Source organism: Kitasatospora sp. NPDC086801 (assembly GCF_044745805.1).
GTDB lineage: Bacteria > Actinomycetota > Actinomycetes > Streptomycetales > Streptomycetaceae > Kitasatospora.
The window spans coordinates 121,051-142,159 of record NZ_JBIVAX010000005.1; the positions used below are offsets into that span (position 1 = coordinate 121,051).

The following is a 21,109-nucleotide window of genomic DNA, read 5'->3' on the forward strand; positions in this document are numbered from 1 at the left end:
CGACAGGTGACGAGCGGCAGGCCCAAGGGCCCGGAACCGGGGAGAGGGAAACGCGATGGACATCGTGTGGGCGGTGCTCTACTACGCCCTGACCGTCTTCCTGGTGTTCCTGCTCGTGCGACTGGTCATGGACTGGGTCTTCCAGTTCGCGCGTTCGTGGCGGCCCGGCAAGGCCATGGTCCTGGTCCTGGAGGCCACGTACACTGTCACGGATCCGCCGCTCAAGCTTCTTCGGCGGTTCATTCCGCCGTTGCGTTTCGGGGGCGTGGCGCTCGACCTGTCCTTCTTCGTACTGATGATCATTGTGTATGTCCTGATCTCGCTTGTGCGGCCCTAGTCGTAGGTGAGCGATGCGACAGGATGCCGGTGTGCCGACGATCACGTTGAGGTGAAGAGATGCCATTGACCCCCGAGGACGTTCGGAACAAGCAGTTCACGACCGTCCGCCTGCGCGAAGGCTATGACGAGGACGAGGTCGATGCCTTCCTCGACGAGGTCGAAGGAGAGCTGACCCGCCTGCTTCGCGAGAACGAGGACCTGCGCGCCAAGCTGGCCGCCGCGACTCGTGCCGCTGCGCAGAACCAGGCGAACATGCGGAAGGAGCCGCCGCAGGACGCCCGTCCCGGCGCCCCCGTTCCGGCCGCCATATCCGGCCCGCCGGTTCCCGGCCAGCAGGGCCCCGGCCCGCAGCAGCAGATGGGCCCCGGTGGTCCGCAGCAGCAGCAGATGGGCGGCCCGCAGCAGCAGATGGGCAACCAGCCGCTCGGCCTGCCCTCCGGTGCCCCGCAGCTCCCCGCCGGTCCCCAGCAGATGGGCGGCCAGCAGCAGCAGATGAACCAGACCATGGGCGGCCAGCAGCAGCTGGTCCAGCCGATGGGCGGTCAGATGCTCCAGCCCATGGGCGGCCCCGGTGGCCCGCAGCAGATGGGCAACCCGATGGGCCAGGGCATGGGCCAGCAGCAGCAGATGCAGCCGATGGGCGGCCCCATGGGCGGCCCGCAGCAGCAGCAGATGGGCGGCCAGCTCGGCGCCCCCATGCAGCAGCAGGGCCCCGGTGGCGACAGTGCCGCCCGCGTTCTGGCGCTCGCTCAGCAGACCGCCGACCAGGCGATCTCCGAGGCCCGCTCCGAGGCCAACAAGATCGTCGGCGAGGCCCGCAGCCGCGCCGAGGGCCTGGAGCGCGACGCCCGTGCCAAGGCCGACGCCCTGGAGCGGGACGCGCAGGAGAAGCACCGCGTCGCGATGGGCTCGTTGGAGTCCGCGCGCGCCACGCTGGAGCGCAAGGTCGAGGACCTGCGGGCGTTCGAGCGCGAGTACCGGACGCGCCTCAAGTCGTACCTGGAGACCCAGCTGCGCCAGCTGGAGTCGCAGGCCGACGACTCGCTCGCCCCGCCGCGGATCCCCGCCACCGCGTCGCTGCCGCCGGCAGCCTCGTCGATGGCACCGGCCGGTGCCGGCGCGATGAGCGGTGCCCCGTCCTTCGGTGGCAACCAGCCGTCCTTCGGCGGCAACTCGCCGGCGTTCGGCGGGCAGAGCTCCTTCGGCGGCAACCCGCCGGCGCCGAGCTTCGGTGGCCAGGCGTCCGGTGGCAACACCGGCGCGCCGCAGATGCAGCCGGCCGGGATGACCCAGCCGATGGCGGCCGTCCGACCGCAGCCTCCGCAGCCGATGCAGCAGGCGCCGGCGCCGATGCGGGGCTTCCTGATCGACGAGGACGGCGACAACTGAGGTTGTAGCGCGGCCTTTCGAGAGCGCCCCCTGTCCGACCCCCGGGTCGGACAGGGGGCGCTCTTTTCGTGTGGGGCGGCCCGGGGGCGCCGGTCGGGGGAGCCGGATCGGGGGAGGGCTCCGGGGGCAGGAGGAAAGGGGAACGAGGGAGGGGACGGCGACGGCGGGGTACGCGGGTACGGCGAAGCCGCCGTCGCCCCGGGCGGGGTGACGGCGGCTTCGGGGTCGGTCAGGCCTTGCGGAGCTGGAAGGCGAGGCCGAGGGATTCGTCGGTGAAGGTCTCGGAGTCCCAGTCGGCCGTGCCGGCGGCGAAGTCGGTGGCCAGGACCTCCTCGGCGACGAGGGGGCCGTGCTCGGCGATGGCCTCGGCGGTCTCCTCGGTGGTGGCCCGCCAGCGCAGGACGATCCGGTCGGCGACGTCGAGACCGGAGTTCTTGCGGGCCTCCTGGATCTGGCGGATGGCGTCGCGGGCGACGCCGAGCCGCTTGAGCTCCGGGGTGATGGCCAGGTCGAGGGCGACGGTGGCACCGGACTCGTTGGCGACGGCCCAGCCCTCGCGCGGGGTCTCGGTGATGATCACCTCGTCCGGGGAGAGGGCGACCGGCTCGCCGTTCAGCTCGACCGAGGTCTCGCCGTTCGCGCGCAGTTCGGCGGCCAGGCGGGCGGCGTCGGTGGCGGCGACCGCCTTGGCGACGTCCTGCACGCCCTTGCCGAACCGCTTGCCCAGGGCGCGGAAGTTGGCCTTGGCGCTGGTGTCGACCAGCGAACCGCCGACCTCCGCCAGCGACTCCAGGGTGGAGACGTTGAGCTCCTCGGCGATCTGCGCACGCAGGTCGGCGGGCAGCTCGTCCCAGCCCTGGGCGGCGATCAGCGCGCGGGACAGCGGCTGACGGGTCTTCACGCCGGACTCGGCGCGGGTGGCCCGGCCGAGCTCGACCAGGCGGCGGACCAGCGCCATGTGCCGGGAGAGGTCGGCGTCGATCAGCGACTCGTCCGCCTGCGGCCAGGTGGCCAGGTGGACCGAGGCCGGGGCGTCCGCGGCGACCGGGACGACCAGGTCCTGCCAGACCTGCTCGGTGATGAACGGGGTCATCGGGGCCATCAGACGGGTGACCGTCTCCAGCGCCTCGTGCAGGGTGGCGAGCGCGGCCGCGTCGCCCTGCCAGAAGCGGCGGCGCCCGCGGCGGACGTACCAGTTGGACAGGTCGTCGACGAAGCCGGACAGCAGCTTGCCGGCGCGCTGGGTGTCGTACGTCTCGAAGGCCGCGTCGACCTCGCGGACCAGGGTGTTCAGCTCGGAGAGCACCCAGCGGTCCAGCTGCGGGCGGTCGGCCGGGGCCGGGTCGGCCGCCGAGGGGGACCAGCCGGCGGTGCGGGCGTACAGGGCCTGGAAGGCGACGGTGTTCCAGTAGGTGAGGAGGGTCTTGCGGACCACCTCCTGGATGGTGCCGTGGCCGACCCGGCGGGCCGACCAGGGCGAGCCGCCGGCCGCCATGAACCAGCGGACGGCGTCGGCGCCGTGCTGGTCCATCAGCGGGATCGGCTGCAGGATGTTGCCCAGGTGCTTGGACATCTTGCGGCCGTCCTCGGCCAGGATGTGGCCCAGGCAGACGACGTTCTCGTAGCTGTTCTTGTCGAACACCAGGGTGCCGATCGCCATCAGCGTGTAGAACCAGCCGCGGGTCTGGTCGATCGCCTCGGAGATGAACTGCGCCGGGTAGCGCTTCTCGAACAGCTCCTTGTTCTGGTACGGGTAGCCGTACTGGGCGAAGGGCATCGAGCCCGAGTCGTACCAGGCGTCGATGACCTCGGGGACCCGGGTCGAGGCACCGCCGCACTCGCGGCAGGCGAAGGTCACCTCGTCGATGTACGGGCGGTGCGGGTCGAGCTCGCTCTGGTCGGTGCCGGTGAGCTGGGACAGCTCGGCCAGCGAGCCGACGCAGGTGAGGTGGCCCTCCTCGCAGCGCCAGATCGGCAGCGGGGTGCCCCAGTAGCGGTTACGGCTGAGCGCCCAGTCGATGTTGTTGTTCAGCCAGTCGCCGAAGCGGCCGTGCTTCACGTTCTCCGGGTACCAGTTGGTGGCCTCGTTCTCCCGGATCAGGGCGTCCTTGACCGCGGTGGTGCGGATGTACCAGGACGGCTGCGCGTAGTAGAGCAGCGCGGTGTGGCAGCGCCAGCAGTGCGGGTAGCTGTGCTCGTACGGGAGGTGGCGGAAGAGCAGGCCGCGCTCCTTGAGGTCCGCGACCAGGGCCTCGTCGGCCTTCTTGAAGAACTGGCCGCCGACCAGCGGGACCTCGGGGGCGAAGGTGCCGTCGGCGAGCACCGGGTTGACCACCGGCAGGCCGTACTTGCGGCAGGTCGCGAGGTCGTCCGCGCCGAAGGCGGGGGACTGGTGGACGATGCCGGTGCCGTCCTCGGTAGTGACGTAGTCGGCGTTGAGGACGTAGTGCGCGTTCTCGATCTCGACCAGGTCGAACGGGCGGCGGTAGGCCCAGCGCTCCATCTCGGCGCCGGTGAAGGACTCGCCGGTGGCCTCCCAGCCCTCGCCGAGGGCCTTGGCGAGCAGCGGCTCGGCGACGACCAGCTCCTCCTCGCCGTCGGTGGCCACCACGTAGGTGACCTCCGGGTGGACGGCGGCGGCGGTGTTGGAGACCAGGGTCCACGGGGTGGTGGTCCAGACCAGCAGCGCGGCCCGGCCGGCCAGCGGGCCGCTGGTCAGCGGGAAGCGGACGAAGACCGAGGGGTCGACGACGGTCTCGTAGCCCTGGGCCAGCTCGTGGTCGGACAGGCCGGTGCCGCAGCGCGGGCACCAGGGGGCGACCCGGTGGTCCTGGACCAGCAGGCCCTTGTCGAAGATCTGCTTGAGCGACCACCAGACGGACTGGACGTACGACGGGTCCATCGTCCGGTAGGCCTCGTCGAGGTCGACCCAGTACCCCATGCGGGTGGTCAGCTCGGTGAAGGCGTCGGTGTGGCGGGTCACCGACTCGCGGCACTTGGCGTTGAACTCGGCGATGCCGTACGCCTCGATGTCCTGCTTGCCGGAGAAGCCCAGCTCCTTCTCGACGGCGAGCTCGACCGGAAGGCCGTGGCAGTCCCAGCCGGCCTTGCGGGCGACGTGGTAGCCCTTCATCGTCCGGTAGCGCGGGAAGACGTCCTTGAAGACGCGGGCCTCGATGTGGTGGGCGCCGGGCATGCCGTTGGCGGTCGGCGGGCCCTCGTAGAAGACCCACTCGGGGCGGCCCTCGGACTGCTCCAGGCTGCGCTGGAAGATCTTGTTGTCCTGCCAGAAGGACAGGATCCGGTGTTCGAGGGCGGGCAGGTCCACCTGCGCGGGGACGGGATTGTAGGTGCTCATCGCGGGCGTCATACCTCCGGCGGATGTGGACGGGATCCGACGGAGGGACGAGACGGCGAGCCGCCCCGCGGTACCACCCTCCTTGGCCGCGGTGCTGCTGCGGCCCTCTTGTTTGGGCTTGCTGCCGGGTCTAGTGGGCCGGCCCGCACGGTGGCGGGCGGCCGTTCTTCCGGCGGCTCCGGGGTGATCTTCCCGCCGTGCACACCCCCGGGCTCACACCGTCCCCGGGTCGCTGGTGGCTGCGTACGTCGGTACTCGTCCCATCTGCGCCTTGCCGGGCAAGTGTATCGGCCGGGTGAGTCGGTTTGTCCAAATCGTTTTCCCCGTACCGTGCGGCCGGGGTGCCCCGTGGCCGACGGCGGTGGTGGTTAGGAGGGGGTGATCTGGGCACAAGTCTGGTCAGCGCGCGGGGCGTGGCGGCTGGGGCGGCTGCCTGGGTGGGATCATCATGGGGCGTCGGTATGTCATGTTGTGACCGGTTTTGATCGGGATTATCGTTCCGGCACTGGAGGCCGCCGGGAACCGGCGGCTCGATTCGTTCGTAGATGGGGTCGAAGCCATGGCTGAGAAGGCAACCGGCGCGGGTACCGTCACCAAGCGGGCACGCAAGGCCGTGGCGGCCGATCCAGGGGAGGGGACCGTGACCACTACCGCACGGCAGAAGAGCAGCACCGACACCGTCACCGTGCCGCGCGGCGCCGAGTCGGTGGACCCGGCCACGCTGCCGGTCCGGCCCGGCGAGGACCCGTGGACCACCGACGAGGTCCACGAACTGCACACCGAGCTCATCAGCGAGCTGGAGCGGTTGCAGAACGAGATCGACGCCGCCGAGGCGGCCATCTCCGGCCTGATGCGTGACTCCAACGACGGAGCCGGCGACGACCAGGTGGACGCCGGTACGAAGAACATCTCGCGGGAGAGCGAGCTCGCGCTCGCCAACAACGCCCGGGACAGCCTCGCCCAGACCGAGCGTGCCCTGACCAGGCTGGAGGGCGTCGGCTTCGGCACCTGCGAGTCCTGCGGGCAGGCCATCGGGAAGGCCCGGATGCAGGCCTTCCCCCGGGCCACGCTCTGCGTGCAGTGCAAGGCCAAGCAGGAACGCCGCTGACGCGGCCGACCGGGGCGGCGCAGGGGGTCGGGCTTGCCGTACGCTCGACCCCGTAACGTCGCCTGATCCTTGGGACACGTCCGGTTCGGAGGTGTCCGGTACGGCGACCACGGGCCCACCCTCCCCCACCTCCAACCGGGGGAGCTCCACCGGCAGCGGAGCGGATCATCAGTACGCAAGGTTCCCCCCAGACGCGGGACGACGCCGTCCCGACCCCCGCCGAAGCCGTGGAGGTGGCCGTGGCCGAGCCCACCGAGCCTGCTGGGCCCGCCGAGCACGCCGAGGCGACCGCCCCGGCCGCGGCGGAGGCGGAGGCGCCGACGGGCCGGCGGCGGATCGGCGTGCTGCTGGTCGTCGCGCTGCTCGCCTTCCTGATCGACTTCGGCAGCAAGCTGCTGGTCGTGGCCCGGCTGGAGAACCACGCGGCGATCAAGGTGATCGGCGACATCGTCACCTTCCAGGTCATCCGCAACTCCGGCGCCGCCTTCGGCATAGGGCAGGCGCTGACCGTCGTCTTCACGATGATCGCCTCGGCCGTCATCGTGGTGATCTGGCGGATCGCCCGCCGGCTGTACAGCCTGCCCTGGGCGATCGCGCTCGGGCTGCTGCTCGGCGGGGCCCTGGGCAACCTCACCGACCGGCTGTTCCGTTCGCCGGGCGTCTTCCGCGGGCACGTCGTCGACTTCATCTCCGTCCAGCACTTCGCGGTCTTCAACCTCGCCGACTCGGCGATCGTCTGCGGCGGCATCCTCGTCGTGCTGCTCTCCTTCCGGGGCAGCAACCCGGACGGCACCGTCCACCAGCAGGGCGGCAAGACCGAGTAACGGCGGTGGGCGGGCGGCGGAGGGCCGCGGTTCCGGCATACTCGTACGGGTGAGTACCGCAGCGCAGATCCGCAGCCTCCCCGTACCCGACGGCCTGGAGGGCGAGCGTCTCGACGCCGCCCTCGCCCGGATGTTCGGCTTCTCCCGGACGAAGGCCGCCGAGTTGGCCGCCGACGGCAAGGTGACGCTCGACGGCGCCGTGGCTGGAAAGTCGGACCGGGTGACCGCCGGCTCCTGGCTGGAGGTCGAGATCCCCGCCCCCGCCGCGCCGGTGCAGATCGTCGCCGAGCAGGTCGACGGCCTGCGGATCGTCCACGACGACGAGGACATCGTGCTCGTCGACAAGCCGGTCGGCGTGGCCGCGCACCCCAGCCCCGGCTGGACCGGCCCCACCGTCATCGGCGGGCTCGCCGGGGCCGGCTACCGGATCTCCACCTCCGGCGCCGCCGAGCGCCAGGGCGTCGTGCACCGGCTCGACGTCGGCACCTCCGGGCTGATGGTCGTCGCCAAGTCCGAGCGCGCGTACACCGACCTCAAGCGGCAGTTCCACGACCGGATCACCGAGAAGCGCTACCACACCCTCGTGCAGGGCCACCCGGACCCGCTGAGCGGCACCGTGGACGCGCCGATCGGGCGGCACCCCAGCTCGGACTGGAAGTGGGCCGTGACCAAGGACGGCAAGCCGTCCATCACGCACTACGACCTGATCGAGGCCTACCGCGCGGCCTCGCTGCTCGACGTCAAGCTGGAGACCGGGCGCACCCACCAGATCCGGGTCCACATGTCCGCGCTGCGCCACCCCTGCGTGGGCGACCTGACCTACGGCGCCGACCCGACGCTGGCCAAGCGGCTCGGGCTGACCCGGCAGTGGCTGCACGCCGTGTCGCTCGGCTTCGAGCACCCGGCGGACGGGCAGTGGGTCGAGTTCTCCAGCGAGTACCCGGCCGACCTGCGCAAGGCGCTCGACATCATCTCCTCGGAGAGCTGAGATGACGGCGGCCGTCCGGACCGCGGTGGGCGCGGCGGACCTGGCGCTGGTGCGGGACGTGCGGCGCGAGGTGTTCATCGTCGAGCAGAACGTGCCGGAGGAGCTGGAGTACGACGAGTACGACGCGACCTCGGTGCACCTGCTGGCCGTGGCGGCGGACGGGACCGCGCTCGGGACCGGGCGGCTGATCTTCGGGGAGCAGGCGCTGAAGCTCACCGGGGGTGTCGAGGGGCGGGTGCTGCTCGGGCGCCTCGCGGTGGTGTCGGCGGCCCGGGGGACCGGGCTCGGGGCCGAACTGGTGCGGGCGATCGAGGCGGCCGGGCTCGAACGCGGGGCCGTCGAGGTGGAGCTGCACGCGCAGGTGCGGGCGCTGGGGTTCTACGAGCGGCTGGGGTACGCGGCCGAGGGCCCGGTGTACGAGGACGCGGGTATACCGCATCGGACGATGACGCGGGTGCTGTAGCCCTTCGGGCCCGGCCGCGCGGATCCCCGTGCCCCCTGGTGGGGTGCGGGGATCTCCGTTTTCCCGGGCGGGGTTCAGCCTTCGGTGGTGCGCAGCCGGGGGAGGGCGTGGGGGTGCTCGTCGCGCAGGTGGGCGATGAGCTGCTCGCGGACGTCGAAGCGGAGCTGGGCGGCGTCGTCGGGGGTGCGGGCGGTCATGGTGGCGCGGACGACGATGGTGCTGGGCGTGGTGTCGGTGACCTGGAGGGCCCATTCGGCGCCGTCCCAGAGCGGGTTCTCGCCGAGGCGGGCGCGCAGGGCCGTGCGCAGGTCGTCGATCCGGGTGCTGTGGTCGAGGTGGAGCAGTACGGCGGCGAGCAGGCCGGGGTCGCGGCGGGTCCAGTTCTCGAAGGGCTTGTTCACGAAGTAGGAGACCGGGACGACCAGCCGCCGGTAGTCCCAGAGCCGGACCACCAGGTAGGACAGGGTGATCTCCTCGACCGTGCCCTGCTGGCCGTCCACCACCACGGTGTCGCCGAGCCGCACGGTGTCGCCGAAGGCGATCTGGAGGCCGGCGAAGAAGTTGCCCAGGGCGCTCTGCGCGGCGATGCCGGCCACGATGCCGATGATGCCGGCCGAGGCGAGCAGGCTGGCACCGATGGTGCGCATCGCGGAGAAGGTCAGCAGCATCACGGCGATGGTCACGACGACGATGACCGCGCTGACCACCCGGCGCAGCATGCCGATCTGGGTCGTCATCCGCTGCACCCGGGACGGGTCGCCGACGACCGTCTCGTAGCGGCCGAGCACGGCCTCCAGGACGGCGGCCACCACCCGGACGGTGAGCCAGCCGAGTGAGGCGAGCAGGAACAGGAGCACCAGGTGGTGGATGCCCTCGTCGTGCTCGTGGAGGATCCGCTTGAGCGGGCTGGCGGCGAGCAACAGGGCTGAGGCAACGGTGAGTTGGAGCGGGATGCGGCAGCGGCGCAGCAGTGCCCAGACGGGCGCCCCGGGGTGCCGGGCGCCGACCCGTTGAAGCGTCTGGTCGACGACCCAGCCGATCGCCAGGGTGACGGCGGCGGTGGCGAGCAGGACGGTCAGCGGCCAGAGCACGGGCACCTTCTCGGGCGGAGCGGCGGCGGGTGGGTACGCCGTACCATACCCGGGCGCAACGGGGTGAATGAGACGAAAGTGGCGACGGCTTCGGCGATGGCCTTATCGGACGCCTACCCGGGCGGCGGATACGATCAGCCCTCATGGAGTTCGGTGGGGCGTGGCGCCGGTGGCGCGGCCGGGGTACGAGGGTGCGGCGCAGGGTGGTGGCCGGTGCGGTGGCCCTGGTGGCGGTGGCCGGGGTCGGTACGGCGACGGTGGCATCCGGTGGTGAGCAGGCGGTCCATCAGGAGGACCGTTTCCTCGCCATGCCGGAGACCCCCGGCAGCGACCAGCAGGTCCAGGTGGACACCTCCTTCTTCACCACCGGCACCACCCCGCGCCCGGCGGTCCTGCTCGCGCACGGCTTCGGCGGCTCCAAGGACGGCGAACGCGAACGCGCCCAGCAGCTGGCCCGGCAGGGCTACGCGGTGCTGACCTGGTCGGCGCGCGGCTTCGGGCACTCGGGCGGGAAGATCGGCCTCAACGCGCCCGACCGCGAGGTCGAGGACGTCAAGCACCTGGTGGACTGGCTGGCCCAGCGGCCCGAGGTCCAGCTCGACGGGCCCGGCGACCCCCGGGTCGGCATCACCGGCGCCTCGTACGGTGGCGCCGTCTCGCTGCTGGCCTCCGCGTACGACCACCGGATCGACGCGGTGGCCACCCAGATCACCTGGTGGAACCTGGCCGACGCGCTGTTCCCGCAGGGCGTGCAGGGCTCCGGCGCCGTCGACGGCGTGTTCAAGAAGCTCTGGGCCGGGATCTTCTTCACCACCGGCGCGGCCGGCGACCTCGGGCCCTCCGGCGGCGCGCCGCGCGGCGGCGGGGCCGGGCAGGGCGGGCCGGGGCAGGGCGGCGACGCCGCGGCCGGGCCGGTCGGCTGCGGGCGGTTCCTGGAGTCGCTCTGCCAGATGTACGACCGGGTCGCCACCGCCGGGCACGCCGACCCGGAGGCCGTCGCGCTGCTGGACCGCTCCAGCCCGTCCTCGGTGGCCGCACAGCTCAAGGCGCCCACCCTGGTCGTGCAGGGCCAGCAGGACTCGCTGTTCCCGCTCGACCAGGGCGACCGGATCGCCCGGGCCGTCGCGGCCAACGGCGCGCCCGCCTCGGTGGACTGGTTCGCCGGCGGGCACGACGGCGGCACCGACACCAGCGCCCGGGTCGACGACCGGGTGACCGCCTGGTTCGACCACTACTTGAGGGGCCGGGGCAACGACACCGGCCCCGCGTTCCGGGTCACCCGCACCGGGGGCGTCGACTCCACCGGCTTCCAGGCGGTGCTGCGTGGCGCCTCCGCCGACCGCTACCCGGGCCTGGGCGGAACCGGCTCCCACGGTGTCGAACTGGCCGGCGGGGAACAGGCCATCGCCAACCCGCCCGGCGGGGCCCCGCCCGGGATCTCCACGCTGCCCGGGATCGGCGCGCTCAGCCAGGCCGCCTCGCTCGGCGCCGGGCTGTCGCTCGACTTCCCCGGCCAGCACGCCGCCTTCGACTCCGCGCCGCTGGACCAGCCGCTGCACCTGACCGGGCAGCCCACCGTGCCCGTCCAGGTGCACGCCGACCGGCCGGACGCGGTGCTCTTCGCCAAGCTGTACGACGTGGGCCCGGACGGCAAGGCCGTGCTCCCGCAGCAGCTCGCCGCCCCGCTGCGGGTCACCGGCGCCGACGCGGGCCGCACCGTCACCGTCGCGCTGCCCGCCGTCGACCACACCTTCGCCGCCGGGCACCGGCTGCGGCTCGTCCTGGCCGCCACCGACCTCGCGTACGCCTCGCCCGCCGAGCCCGCCACCTACCGGGTCGCGCCGGCCGGGGCGCTCACCGTGCCGACCGACGACGAACTCGTCACCGAGGCCACGCCGCTGCCCGCGCGCACCTGGCTGCTGCCGCTGGCGGCCGTCGTGGTGGCGCTCGGCCTGGTGCTGTCGCCCCGGCTGCTGCGCCGCCGTCGGCGGGGGGCGGGCGACGGGCCGGCGTATGATCCGGCGCTGGCCGGGGTGCCGTTGCAGATCACCGGCCTGAGCAAGCGCTACAAGGGCGCTCAGGACCGTTACGCCGTGCGGGAGTTGGGCTTCCGGGTGGAGCAGGGGCAGGTGCTCGGCCTGCTCGGGCCCAACGGCGCCGGCAAGACCACCACGCTGCGGATGCTGATGGGCCTGATCCGGCCCGACGCGGGCGAGATCCGGATCTTCGGCCACCTGGTGCGCCCCGGCGCACCGGTGCTCTCCCGGGTCGGCGCCTTCGTCGAGGGCGCGGGCTTCCTGCCGCACCTCACCGGCCGGGCCAACCTGCGGCTGTACTGGCAGGCCACCGGTCGGCCGGAGGCGGACGCCCGCTTCGACGAGGCGCTGGCCATCGCCGGTCTCGGCGAGGCGCTCGACCGCGCGGTGCGGACCTACTCGCAGGGCATGCGGCAGCGGCTCGCCATCGCCCAGGCCATGCTCGGGATGCCGGACCTGCTGATCCTCGACGAGCCGACCAACGGGCTCGACCCGCCGCAGATCCGCGAGATGCGCGAGGTGATGATCCGGTACGCCGCCGCCGGCCGTACCGTCATCGTCTCCAGCCACCTGCTCGCCGAGGTCGAGCAGAGCTGCACGGACCTGGTGGTGATGGACCGCGGGCGGCTGATCACCACCGGAGCCGTCGGCGAGATCGTCGGTGCGGGCGAGCTGCTGTTCCTCGGCGTGCCCGCCGGGTACGAGCCCGGGTCGGTCGTCGAGAAGGTGGGCGCGCTGGCCGGGGTCGGCTCGGCGGAGGCCGTCGAGGGCGGGCTGCTGGTGCGCCTGGACGGGCTGGCGGCGCACGAACTGCTGGCCGAACTGGTGCGCCTCGGCGTGCCGGTGGAGAGCGTCGGGCCGCAGCGGCGGCTGGAGGACGCGTTCCTGTCGTTGATCGGAGGTGCGGCGTGAGTGGCGGTGCGAGCAGTGACGTGAGTGGTGGCGCGAGCGGTGTCGTGAGCGGTGACGCGAGCGGTGTCGTGTCGGCGGACCACGCCGAGGGGTACCGGGCGGGTCGGACGCTGCCGCTGCGGGTGGAGGCGATGCGCCAACTGCGGCGCCGCCGCACCCTGGTGATCGGCGCGGTGCTGGCCGCCCTGCCGTTCGTGATGCTGGCCGCGTTCCAGATCGGCGGCACCCCGAGCCGCCCCGACCGGACCACCTTCATCGACCTGGCCACCGCCTCCGGGCCCAACTTCGCCGCCACCATGCTGTTCGTGGGCACCGGCTTCCTGCTGGTCATCCCGGTCGCGCTGTTCTGCGGCGACACGGTCGCCTCCGAGGCGAGCTGGTCCTCGCTGCGCTACCTGCTGGCCGCGCCGGTGCCCCGGGCCCGGCTGCTGGCCCGCAAGTTCGCGGTCGGGCTGGCGTTCTCGGCGGTGGCGGTGGCGATGCTGCCGCTGATCGGGCTGGTCGTCGGCACCGCCGCGTACGGCTGGGGTGACCTCAAGCTGCCCACCGGGGCCAGCCTTTCGGCCGGGGAGGCGCTGCCCCGGCTGGCCGTCGCGGCGGCCTACGTGTTCCTCGCGGAGGTCGTGATCGCCGCGTTGGCGTTCTGGCTCTCCACGGCGACGGACGCGCCGCTGGGCGCCGTCGGCGGGGCGGTGTTCGCGTCGATCATCACCGGGGTGCTGGACGCCGTCACGGCGCTGGGGGGACTGCGGGAGTGGCTGCCCGCGCACTGGCAGTACGCCTGGGCGGACGCTCTTCAGCCGCAGTTGGAGTGGGGCGGCATGGTGCAGGGCGTCTCGCTGTCGCTGTCGTACGCGGCGGTGCTGCTCGCGCTGGCCTTCCGGGGGTTCGCGCGCAAGGACGTGGTGTCGTAGGCCCGGTCCGGGGCCGCCCGCCCTTGGCCCGCCGCTCGGGTGCGGCGGGCCCGGGCGAGGTCAGGCGATCGGGGCGTTCGCGCGCTCGATCCGCTGGGTGCCGGTGCGGGTGCGGTAGGAGCGGGTCCAGCTGCTGGTCGCGTCCTTGCGGGTGCGGTCGGAGAGGACGTAGTAGTCCATCTGGGTCTGCTCGGGCGTGATGTCCAGGATCCCGTAGCCGTGCGAGTCCAGGTCGACCCACTTGACGTGCGGGTTGGCCGTCCTGATCGCGGTGGCGGCCGCCAGCGAGACGGTCTGCGGGGCGACCTTCAGCAGGTCGTCGACGTTGTCGGAGGTCACCGAGGTGACCACGAACTCGGTGGCGACGCTGCCGGACAGCGGGTAGGTGGCGGCCTCGTTGGGGACGTCGGCGGCCCAGGCGGAGTGGATGTCGCCGGTCAGGAAGACGGTGTTGGTGATGCCGTTCGTCTTGAGGTGGCCGAGCAGTTCGCGGCGGTCGTGGGTGTAGCCGTCCCACTGGTCGGGGTTGACCGCCACGCCCTCACCGGGCAGGCCGAGCAGCTTGGCCAGCGGGCGCAGCAGGTAGTCGGGCAGCGAGAGGAAGGCGACCGGGGAGATCATCACCTCGTTGCCGATCAATCGCCAGGTGGTGTCGGAGGCGGACAACCCGGCCTTGAGCCAGTCCAGTTGGGCGCGGCCGGTGATCGTGCGGTCGGCCGAGTCGACGTCGCCGCTGCCCGTCTTCGCCTGTTGGGAGCGGAACGAGCGCTGGTCCATCAGGTGCAGGTCGGCGAGCTTGCCGTAGCGCAGGCGGCGGTAGGTGGTGCCGGCGATGGAGGGCCGGACCGGCATCCACTCGAAGTAGGCCTGCTTGGCGGCCGCCATCCGGTCGGCCCAGGGGCCCTCGGTGCCCGGGGTGTGGTTCTCGGCGCCGCCGGACCAGGCGTCGTTGGCGAACTCGTGGTCGTCCCAGATCGCGATGGTCGGGAGCTTGGCGTGCAGGGTCTGGAGGTCCTCGTCGGTCTTGTACTGGCCGTGCCTGGTGCGGTAGTCGGCCAGGGTGAGGATCTCGTGGGTGGGGGCGTGCGGGCGCACGACCGTGCCGCGGGCGCAGAACTCGCCGGTCTTGTACTCGTAGATGTAGTCGCCGAGGAAGAGGAAGGCGTCCAGGTCGCCGCGGGCGGCGAGGTGGCGGTAGGCGGAGAAGTAGCCGCCCTCCCAGTTGGCGCAGGAGGCGACGCCGAACCGCAGGCGGGAGAGGGCGGCGTCGGTGGCGGGGGTGGTGCGGGTGCGGCCGGTGGGGGAGACGGTGGTGCCGGTACCGGTGCTGCCGGTACCGGTGGTGGTGGAAGTACCGGTGGTGGCGGTGAAGCGGTACCAGTAGGGGGTGTCCGGGGTCAGGCCGCGGACATCGGCCTTGACGGTGTGGTCGGCGGCGGCGGTGGCGGTCACCGCGCCGCTCGCGACGACGCGGGTGAACGCCTGGTCGGCGGCCAGCTCCCAGCGGACCTCGGTGTCGGGGCCGAGGCCCGAGCCGGGGAGGGCCTCGGGGAGGGGCGTCACCCTGGTCCAGAGCAGGACGCCGTCGGGGAGGGGGTCGCCGGAGGCTATGCCGTGCAGGAAGCGGGGGGCGGCTTCGGGGGTTCCAGCGGCCTGCGCGGCCTGGGCCGCCTGGGCGGGCTCGGCGGCTTCGGCGGGGGTGGAGAGGGCGATCGGGAGCGCGGCGGTCGCGCCGGCGGCGAGGGCGCCGGCCTTCAGGACCTGGCGGCGGCGCGGGTGGGCGGAGGGCATGTCATGGACAAGATCGTTCACGTCCGGAAGGTTACCCGCTAGTAAAGCACAGGTAAATCAGGGGAACTGACGATCCGTAGTGGAGGGGTGGAACCTCGCCGTTCGGGGCGGGCGGGCCGGGGAAGCCGGGGCGCCGGATCATGCGGGATCATGGGGGAGTACCCGCCCTCAGCTGCCGAAGGACCCCGACCGTGGCCCAGATCGTCCTCTTCCACTCCGCCCTCGGGCTGCGCCCCGCCGTCCACGCCGCCGCCGACCGGCTGCGCGCCGCCGGGCACACCGTGCACACCCCGGACCTGTACGACGGGCGGACCTTCGACGACATCGAGGCCGGGCTGGCGTACCAGGAGGAGGTCGGCGGCAGCGAGGAACTGCTCCGCCGGGCCGTCACCGCCGCCGCTCCGCTCTCGGACGGCGGCCTGGTCTACGCGGGCTTCTCGCTCGGCGGCTCGCTCGCGCAGAACCTCGCCCTCGCCGACGAGAAGGCCCGCGGCCTGCTGCTCCTGCACGGCACCTCCGACCTGCGCGAGGACGCGGCCACCGAGATCCCGGTGCAGCTGCACGTCGCCGAGCCGGACCCGTTCGAGACCGAGGACTGGCTGAACGCCTGGTACCTGGGGATGCGGCGGGCCGGGGCCGACGTCGAGGTGCACCGCTACCGGGGTGCCGGGCACCTGTTCACCGACACCGAGCTGGCCGACTACGACGCGGAGGCGGCGGAGCGGGCCTGGGCCATCGCGCTGGACTTCCTCGGCGAGCTGGATTCCTGACCGAGGGGTGAGGGGGCCGTCGGGGCGGCCGGTCAGCCGGCGAGCCCCGGCACCACCAGGCCGGACTCGTACGCGATCACCACGGCGTGGGTCCGGTTCTGCGCGCCGAGCTTGGTCAGCACGTTCCCGACGTGCGTCTTCACCGTCTCCAGGCTCACCCTGAGCGACTCCGCGATCTCCGGGTTGGACTGGCCCGTGGCCATCGACCGCAGCACCTCCTCCTCCCGCACCGTCAACGCCGCCCGGGGCAGCGCCTCGGCGGAGTCCAGCGGGCGGGCGGAGACCATCCGGCGCAGCGCCGCCGGGAAGAGGATCGCCTCCCCGGCCGCCGCCACCCGCACCGCCTCCGCGATCTGCCGCACCGGAAGCCGCTTCAGCACGAACCCGCTCGCCCCCGCGCTGAGCGCGGCGGTGACGTAGCCGTCGTTCTCGAAGGTGGTGATCACCACGACCTTCGGCGGCGCGGCCGACTCGGCCAGCAGCTGCCGGGTGGCCTCGATCCCGTTGCGGCGCGGCATCCGTACGTCCATCAGGACCACGTCCGGCCGCAGCCGCTGCGCCTGCTCGACCGCGTCGACGCCGTCGGACGCCTCCCCGACCACCGTGATCCCCGGCTGCACCGCGAGCAGGGTGCGCAGGCCGCTGCGGGTCACCTCGTCGTCGTCCGCGATCAGGAGGGTGACGGGGGCGTTGCTCGGGGCGTCGGTGGGGTCCGGGCCGGTCATGCCGACAACCGCACGGGCAGCTGCACGGCCAGCCGCCAGGCCTGGGACCCGTCCGGCCCGGCCTCGATCTCGCCGTGCAGCAGTCGGACCCGCTCGGCCAGGCCCGGCAGGCCGTGGCCGGAGGTCGGGAAGGAGCCCTGGCGCGGGCCCGTCCCGGTCCGGTTGACCACGCTGAGCTCCAGGGTGTCCGGCCCGGCCGCCACCCGGACCTCGATCGGGCCGCCGGCTCCGTGCCGCAGCGCGTTCGTCAGCCCCTCCTGGAGGATCCGGTACGCCGCTCGGGAGAGCGTCCCCTGCACCTGCGCCAGCTCGCCGGACAGCTCCGGCTCCACCACCGCGCCGGCGTGCCGCAACCGGTCCAGCAGCTCGGGCAGGTCGGCCAAGGTCCGGGTCGGCGCCGCCCCCGGCTCCTCCTCGCGCAGCGCGCCCAGCACGTAGTCCAGGTCCTCCAGGGCGGCCCGGGTCGACTCCTCGATGCTGCGCATGGCGGCCCGCGCCGCGACCGGGTCGGCGGAGAGCACCTCGCCCGCCACTGCCGCCTGGATCGTGGCCGCCGTCAGGGTGTGCCCGATCGAGTCGTGCAACTCGTGGGCCAGCCGGTTGCGTTCGGCCAGCTGGCGCTCCCGCTCCGCCGCCAGTGCCAGCCGCTCGGCCGCCGACGGCCCCAGCAGCTTCGGGGCCAGCCCGTGCAGGGCGCTCGCCACCGCCGCGCACACCACCGGTGCCAGTAGCAGGCAGGCCGCCGCCGCCACCCAGCTCCAGACGCCCGTCACCTGCACCGACCGGCCGGGCCAGCTCAGCCGGGCATCACCGGAGACCCAGCCGCCCGGCAGGGCCACGGCCGCGCCGAGCAGGACGAGGCTCACCAGGCCCCCCACCCAGCCCAGCGCCACGTGCAGCAGCAGCCACAGCGGGGTGCGCCAACGGTCGGTGCCGGGGGTGTCCGCCGCCCGGGTGTCGGACACCGGATCCGGCAGCGGCACCCTCAGCAGCCGGCGGGCGCCGCCGATCAGCACCCGCCGGGTGGTGCGGGCCAGCCCGACCACGGCGAGCAGCGCCGCCCAGACCAGCAGGGTGAGCACCGCCCGTGCGAGGTAGGGGCCGGACGGCCAGGCCATCATCGGCAGCATCGCGAACGGCAGCAGCGGCAGGCTCGCCAGCGCGCCGAGGAAGGCGAACAGCACACCCGAGTACGTGGAGCCGCGCAGCAGCGGCCGGATTCCCCTGATCATGATCACCAGTATTGCGGCGCAGCTCATGGGGGGCCTCCCCCGATCGGGGGAGCGTTCGTTCCGGCCTTCGGGCCTCGGTCCTTCGGGCCTCGGTCCTTCGGGCCTCGGTCCTTCGGGCCTCGGTCCTTCCGGCCTCGGCGTTTCCGCTCCGGCGGGAAAGCTACGGCGAGGCGGCCCCGGAGGCGTCGGCGCGGCCCCGGGTGAGCAGGCGGGTCGTACTGCCGTCGTCCTCCGTGATGTCGCGGACGTGCCGGAAGCCGATCCTGCCCAGCAACGCCAGCGAAGCGAGGTTGGCGTCGGCAACCGTCGCGTGCACCTCGGCCAGCCCCAGGGCGGTGAAGCCGTAGTCGACGATCGCGGCCGCCAGTTCGGTGCCCAGGCCGCGGCCCCACGCCTCCGGGGCCAGCGCGTAGACGATCTCGAAGCCCTCGACCACGGTGGTGGGCTTGATCTCGGCGTGCCCGACGAGGCGGCCGTCGTGCCGCACGGCCCAGACGTCGAACCGGTTCGAGGCGTAGACCTGGGTGAAGACGCGGCCGAACAGGGCCCGGTCCTCGGCCTCGGACTGCGGGCCGTCGCCCATCCACCGGGACACCTTCGTGTCCTGGAACAGCGCCACGAAGTCCTCTTCGTCCGCGAGGACGTACGGGTCGAGCAGCAGGCGCTCGGTACGCAGGGCCGGGGTCATGTCGGGCGACGGTACGGGGCCGTCGCCCGCTCGGCAAGCGGCTTTCGGGAGGTCGGAGCACCGGTGGCGATCGCGGTCGAACGGGTGTCGGGGGCGGCGTCGTGGGGATCACATCGCGGGCTCCGAACGGACGGATATCATCCGGGAATGGTCAACCTTCGCACCCGCACGGTGGTTTTCGATCTCGACGGCACGCTCTGCTTCGACGGGCGGACGATCGACGGTCGGATCCTGGCGGCGATCGGGGAGTGCGAGCGGGCCGGGTACCGGGTGGTCTTCGCATCGGCCAGGCCGGTTCGGGACATGCTGCCGGTGCTCGACGGCGCCTTCCCGGCCGCGATGCTGATCGGCGGGAACGGGAGCCTGGTGTCGGTCGACGGGCAGGTGCGGGCCCGGGCCGTGTTCGAACCGGCGGTGCTGGGCGGGCTGATGGCGGCGGTCGCGCGACACGAGGCGACGTACCTCGCGGACGGGCCCTGGGACTACGCGTACACGGGGCCGGTGGACCACCCGATCCGCAGCCGGGTCGACCAGGGCGGCCTGGCGAGCCGGGTGGAGCTGGCCGAGCTGCCCGAGGTGGTGAAGTTCCTGGTCGTCGGGGCGTCGGACATGGCGGAACTCGCCGAGGCCGGCCGGGGGCTCGGGCTGATGGTGAACCACCACCTCGACGAGGCGATCATCGACTTCGCGCCCGGTTCGACGACGAAGTGGGAGGCCCTGACGTCGATGGGCATCGGCGCGTACGCGGCGTTCGGCAACGACATCAACGACTTCGACCTGCTGCGGAACGCGGAGCGGGCGGTGCGCGTCGGCACGCATCCGGGGCTGGACGACGTCGCCCACGTCAGCGTCGCGGCCGAGCCGGAGGCGGTGGCGGCCGAGATCTCCCTGCTGGCGCGGACGGCCGAGGGCCGGTAGCGCGGCGGGGCGCTTGCCACCGCAGGTGCCTGATCCGGGCGTCGAGGTCGCCGCAGCGCGGGAAGTCGGGTAGGCCGACTTCCCGCGCTGCTCTCATGTGACGTAGGTCACGTCGAATGCAGAACCTGCGCGCGGTCGCGGGCGTCTGGCTGGTGTGAGATCACGCAGGAGAGCACTGGACGAGCTGGACGAGGAACGCCTCGTCCGGCTGATCGCCAGAAGTGACCGCGCGGCGTTCGACGAGCTGTACCGGCGTACGTCGCCCTGGCTGGCAGTACGGCTGCGCCGCCGCTGCGCGGACGAGCAGATCGTCGCCGAGGTCATGCAGGAGACCTATCTGGCGGTGTGGCGCGCGGCCGGCGCGTTCGCCGGGAGCGCGGTCGGCGGGACGGCCGTCGGATGGCTGTGGACGATCGCGGCACGCCGCCTCGTCGACGCGTTCCGGCGCCGCGCCCACCACGCCGAACCGCCGGCCGCCGCCGCCGAGCGGGCCGTGGTGCCCGCAGCGGAGGAGGAGGCGCTCGCCGGGACCGTCGGCGGCGACGTGGGCGACGCCCTGCGGCGCCTCGCGCCGGAACTCCGAGACGTACTGCAGGCGACGGTGCTCGACGGGCTGTCCGTCCGGGAGACCGCCGTCCTGCTCAGACTGCCCGAAGGCACGGTCAAGACCCGTGCCCGCCGGGCCCGGATCGCGATGCGGGAGGCGCTGGCATGAACGCGGAACACGCGTCGAAGCGGCTGATCGACGACTACGCCCGTGGTGACACGGCGATGGCCGCCGACACGGTGTGGGCGCTGGAGTCCCACCTGGAGACGTGCGCGCCGTGCCGGAGCCTCCTGGCGGCCTCCGTGGCCACCGAGGCGCCCGGTATCACCGCGCTCGTCGAGACCGTCCGGGCCGGTCTGGAACCGGAGTTGGACGCGTCCGTCGGGGCGCCCCGGCGGCGACACCGCCCGACGTGGGTGTCGGCCTGGCTGACACCGGCCATGAGCCCGTGGCTGGCCATGACCGCCGTCGTCACCCTGATGGCGCTGCTGCTGGACGCGGTCGCGCCGTCGGAGGTCTTCGGCGGCTCCTCGCTGGTGGCGCTGATCGCCCCCGTGCTGCCGCTGTGCGGTGTCGCCGCCTCGTGGTCGCGCGGCCTGGATCCGGCGTACGAACTGACGGCCTCGACCGCCCGGGCCGGCCTGGCCCTGCTGCTCAGGCGCACCACCGCGGTCCTCGTGGTGGTCGTGCCCGGGCTCCTGGCGGGGGGATGGCTGACCGGGAACACGACGGTCGCGCAGTGGCTGCTGCCCTCCCTGGCCTTCACCTCCACCGCCCTGGCGTTGGGCAGCGTGGTCGGCGTGACCCGCGCCGCCGCCGGGCTGGTGGTCGCCTGGGGCGCCGCTGTCGTGGTCCCCACGTACATCACCGGCCGCATCCCCTCCGTCCTGCAACTCGCCCTGCACCGCGACCAGTTGCCCGTGTGGGGGCTACTCCTCGCGCTCGGCATCGCCGCCGTGATCGCCCGCAGGGACGCGTACTCAACGCTGTGAAACCCATGTCCACCCTGGAAAGGG

Annotated in this window: 18 protein-coding genes; 12 read left to right on the plus strand and 6 right to left on the minus strand. The window is 73.0% G+C overall.

Going from position 1 to position 21,109, the window contains the following annotated elements:
- Nucleotides 1-55 precede the first annotated feature (55 nt).
- Nucleotides 56-337 (plus strand): YggT family protein, encoded by a 282-nt coding sequence (locus ACIPLC_RS09030; protein WP_063347232.1) that lies wholly within the window; start codon nucleotides 56-58, stop codon nucleotides 335-337.
- Between the two features lie 59 nt (nucleotides 338-396).
- A complete protein-coding gene (locus tag ACIPLC_RS09035) occupies nucleotides 397-1,728 on the plus strand; it encodes a DivIVA domain-containing protein (RefSeq protein ID WP_400472282.1) in 1,332 nt (443 codons plus the stop codon).
- Nucleotides 1,729-1,957: 229 nt separating this feature from the next.
- On the opposite strand, the gene ileS is transcribed toward ACIPLC_RS09035, so the two are convergent.
- Nucleotides 1,958-5,086 carry an isoleucine--tRNA ligase gene (gene ileS / locus ACIPLC_RS09040; protein WP_400472283.1) on the minus strand — a complete coding sequence of 1,043 codons (3,129 nt, stop codon included), beginning with the start codon at nucleotides 5,084-5,086 and terminating at the stop codon, nucleotides 1,958-1,960.
- A gap of 640 nt (nucleotides 5,087-5,726) precedes the next feature.
- On the opposite strand from ileS, the gene ACIPLC_RS09045 reads away from it, so the two are divergent.
- The 4 genes from ACIPLC_RS09045 to ACIPLC_RS09060 all read left to right on the plus strand — a co-directional run bounded on the left by ACIPLC_RS09045 (nucleotide 5,727) and on the right by ACIPLC_RS09060 (nucleotide 8,469).
- Entirely contained in the window at nucleotides 5,727-6,194 is a 468-nt protein-coding gene (locus ACIPLC_RS09045) for a TraR/DksA family transcriptional regulator (RefSeq protein WP_244293330.1), read from the plus strand.
- A 167-nt stretch (nucleotides 6,195-6,361) separates the two neighbouring features.
- Nucleotides 6,362-7,018, plus strand: coding sequence for a signal peptidase II (gene lspA, locus ACIPLC_RS09050; protein ID WP_400472467.1), 657 nt, complete (start codon nucleotides 6,362-6,364; stop codon nucleotides 7,016-7,018).
- 49 nt (nucleotides 7,019-7,067) lie between these two features.
- Nucleotides 7,068-8,006: an RluA family pseudouridine synthase gene (locus ACIPLC_RS09055; protein ID WP_400472284.1), complete on the plus strand. Its 939-nt coding sequence runs from the start codon at nucleotides 7,068-7,070 to the stop codon at nucleotides 8,004-8,006.
- Nucleotide 8,007: 1 nt separating this feature from the next.
- Nucleotides 8,008-8,469 (plus strand): GNAT family N-acetyltransferase, encoded by a 462-nt coding sequence (locus tag ACIPLC_RS09060; protein WP_400472285.1) that lies wholly within the window; start codon nucleotides 8,008-8,010, stop codon nucleotides 8,467-8,469.
- 74 nt (nucleotides 8,470-8,543) lie between these two features.
- Here ACIPLC_RS09060 and ACIPLC_RS09065 read toward each other — a convergent pair whose 3' ends face one another.
- On the minus strand, nucleotides 8,544-9,560 hold the full coding sequence (locus ACIPLC_RS09065) for a mechanosensitive ion channel family protein (protein WP_400472286.1): 1,017 nt from the start codon (nucleotides 9,558-9,560) through the stop codon (nucleotides 8,544-8,546).
- A 143-nt stretch (nucleotides 9,561-9,703) separates the two neighbouring features.
- On the opposite strand from ACIPLC_RS09065, the gene ACIPLC_RS09070 reads away from it, so the two are divergent.
- A complete protein-coding gene (locus tag ACIPLC_RS09070) occupies nucleotides 9,704-12,508 on the plus strand; it encodes an alpha/beta fold hydrolase (RefSeq protein WP_400472287.1) in 2,805 nt (934 codons plus the stop codon).
- Nucleotides 12,509-12,552: 44 nt separating this feature from the next.
- The gene (locus ACIPLC_RS09075) at nucleotides 12,553-13,422 is read left to right on the plus strand and encodes an ABC transporter permease (protein ID WP_400472288.1); all 870 of its coding nucleotides are present in this window, start codon (nucleotides 12,553-12,555) and stop codon (nucleotides 13,420-13,422) included.
- Between the two features lie 60 nt (nucleotides 13,423-13,482).
- Here the strand turns inward: ACIPLC_RS09075 and ACIPLC_RS09080 are convergent, their stop codons facing one another.
- Nucleotides 13,483-15,213: an alkaline phosphatase D family protein gene (locus ACIPLC_RS09080; RefSeq protein WP_400472468.1), complete on the minus strand. Its 1,731-nt coding sequence runs from the start codon at nucleotides 15,211-15,213 to the stop codon at nucleotides 13,483-13,485.
- Nucleotides 15,214-15,353: 140 nt separating this feature from the next.
- Here ACIPLC_RS09080 and ACIPLC_RS09085 point away from each other — a divergent pair, with 140 nt between their 5' ends.
- Nucleotides 15,354-15,983, plus strand: coding sequence for a dienelactone hydrolase family protein (locus ACIPLC_RS09085; RefSeq protein ID WP_350884332.1), 630 nt, complete (start codon nucleotides 15,354-15,356; stop codon nucleotides 15,981-15,983).
- Between the two features lie 32 nt (nucleotides 15,984-16,015).
- Here the strand turns inward: ACIPLC_RS09085 and ACIPLC_RS09090 are convergent, their stop codons facing one another.
- The 3 genes from ACIPLC_RS09090 to ACIPLC_RS09100 form a co-directional block, all read right to left on the minus strand.
- Nucleotides 16,016-16,708 (minus strand): response regulator, encoded by a 693-nt coding sequence (locus ACIPLC_RS09090; RefSeq protein WP_400472289.1) that lies wholly within the window; start codon nucleotides 16,706-16,708, stop codon nucleotides 16,016-16,018.
- Complete coding sequence (locus ACIPLC_RS09095) at nucleotides 16,705-17,940, minus strand: sensor histidine kinase (RefSeq protein ID WP_400472290.1); 1,236 nt, start codon at nucleotides 17,938-17,940, stop codon at nucleotides 16,705-16,707. Before ACIPLC_RS09095 ends, ACIPLC_RS09090 begins: the two co-directional genes overlap by 4 nt.
- A gap of 160 nt (nucleotides 17,941-18,100) precedes the next feature.
- Nucleotides 18,101-18,628 carry a GNAT family N-acetyltransferase gene (locus ACIPLC_RS09100; RefSeq protein ID WP_400472291.1) on the minus strand — a complete coding sequence of 176 codons (528 nt, stop codon included), beginning with the start codon at nucleotides 18,626-18,628 and terminating at the stop codon, nucleotides 18,101-18,103.
- A gap of 147 nt (nucleotides 18,629-18,775) precedes the next feature.
- On the opposite strand from ACIPLC_RS09100, the gene ACIPLC_RS09105 reads away from it, so the two are divergent.
- From ACIPLC_RS09105 to ACIPLC_RS09115, 3 genes are all read left to right on the plus strand, one after another.
- Complete coding sequence (locus ACIPLC_RS09105) at nucleotides 18,776-19,546, plus strand: HAD hydrolase family protein (RefSeq protein ID WP_400472292.1); 771 nt, start codon at nucleotides 18,776-18,778, stop codon at nucleotides 19,544-19,546.
- Between the two features lie 154 nt (nucleotides 19,547-19,700).
- On the plus strand, nucleotides 19,701-20,261 hold the full coding sequence (locus tag ACIPLC_RS09110; RefSeq protein WP_350884320.1) for an RNA polymerase sigma factor: 561 nt from the start codon (nucleotides 19,701-19,703) through the stop codon (nucleotides 20,259-20,261).
- Entirely contained in the window at nucleotides 20,258-21,085 is an 828-nt protein-coding gene (locus ACIPLC_RS09115) for a zf-HC2 domain-containing protein (RefSeq protein WP_400472293.1), read from the plus strand. Before ACIPLC_RS09110 ends, ACIPLC_RS09115 begins: the two co-directional genes overlap by 4 nt.
- Nucleotides 21,086-21,109: the final 24 nt, after the last annotated feature.

What these genes read in the sequence shown, in the direction of transcription:
- ACIPLC_RS09115 (WP_400472293.1), top strand. Translation starts at nt 20,258, where the DNA reads ATGAACGCGGAACACGCGTCGAAGCGGCTGATCGACGACTACGCCCGT.
- ACIPLC_RS09105 (WP_400472292.1), top strand. Translation starts at nt 18,776, where the DNA reads ATGGTCAACCTTCGCACCCGCACGGTGGTTTTCGATCTCGACGGCACG.
- ACIPLC_RS09070 (WP_400472287.1), top strand. Translation starts at nt 9,704, where the DNA reads ATGGAGTTCGGTGGGGCGTGGCGCCGGTGGCGCGGCCGGGGTACGAGG.
- ACIPLC_RS09060 (WP_400472285.1), top strand. Translation starts at nt 8,008, where the DNA reads ATGACGGCGGCCGTCCGGACCGCGGTGGGCGCGGCGGACCTGGCGCTG.
- ACIPLC_RS09085 (WP_350884332.1), top strand. Translation starts at nt 15,354, where the DNA reads ATGCGGGATCATGGGGGAGTACCCGCCCTCAGCTGCCGAAGGACCCCG.
- ACIPLC_RS09080 (WP_400472468.1), bottom strand. Translation starts at nt 15,213, where the DNA reads ATGCCCTCCGCCCACCCGCGCCGCCGCCAGGTCCTGAAGGCCGGCGCC.
- ACIPLC_RS09090 (WP_400472289.1), bottom strand. Translation starts at nt 16,708, where the DNA reads ATGACCGGCCCGGACCCCACCGACGCCCCGAGCAACGCCCCCGTCACC.
- ACIPLC_RS09095 (WP_400472290.1), bottom strand. Translation starts at nt 17,940, where the DNA reads ATGATCAGGGGAATCCGGCCGCTGCTGCGCGGCTCCACGTACTCGGGT.
- ACIPLC_RS09035 (WP_400472282.1), top strand. Translation starts at nt 397, where the DNA reads ATGCCATTGACCCCCGAGGACGTTCGGAACAAGCAGTTCACGACCGTC.
- ACIPLC_RS09030 (WP_063347232.1), top strand. Translation starts at nt 56, where the DNA reads ATGGACATCGTGTGGGCGGTGCTCTACTACGCCCTGACCGTCTTCCTG.
- ileS (WP_400472283.1), bottom strand. Translation starts at nt 5,086, where the DNA reads ATGAGCACCTACAATCCCGTCCCCGCGCAGGTGGACCTGCCCGCCCTC.
- ACIPLC_RS09100 (WP_400472291.1), bottom strand. Translation starts at nt 18,628, where the DNA reads ATGACCCCGGCCCTGCGTACCGAGCGCCTGCTGCTCGACCCGTACGTC.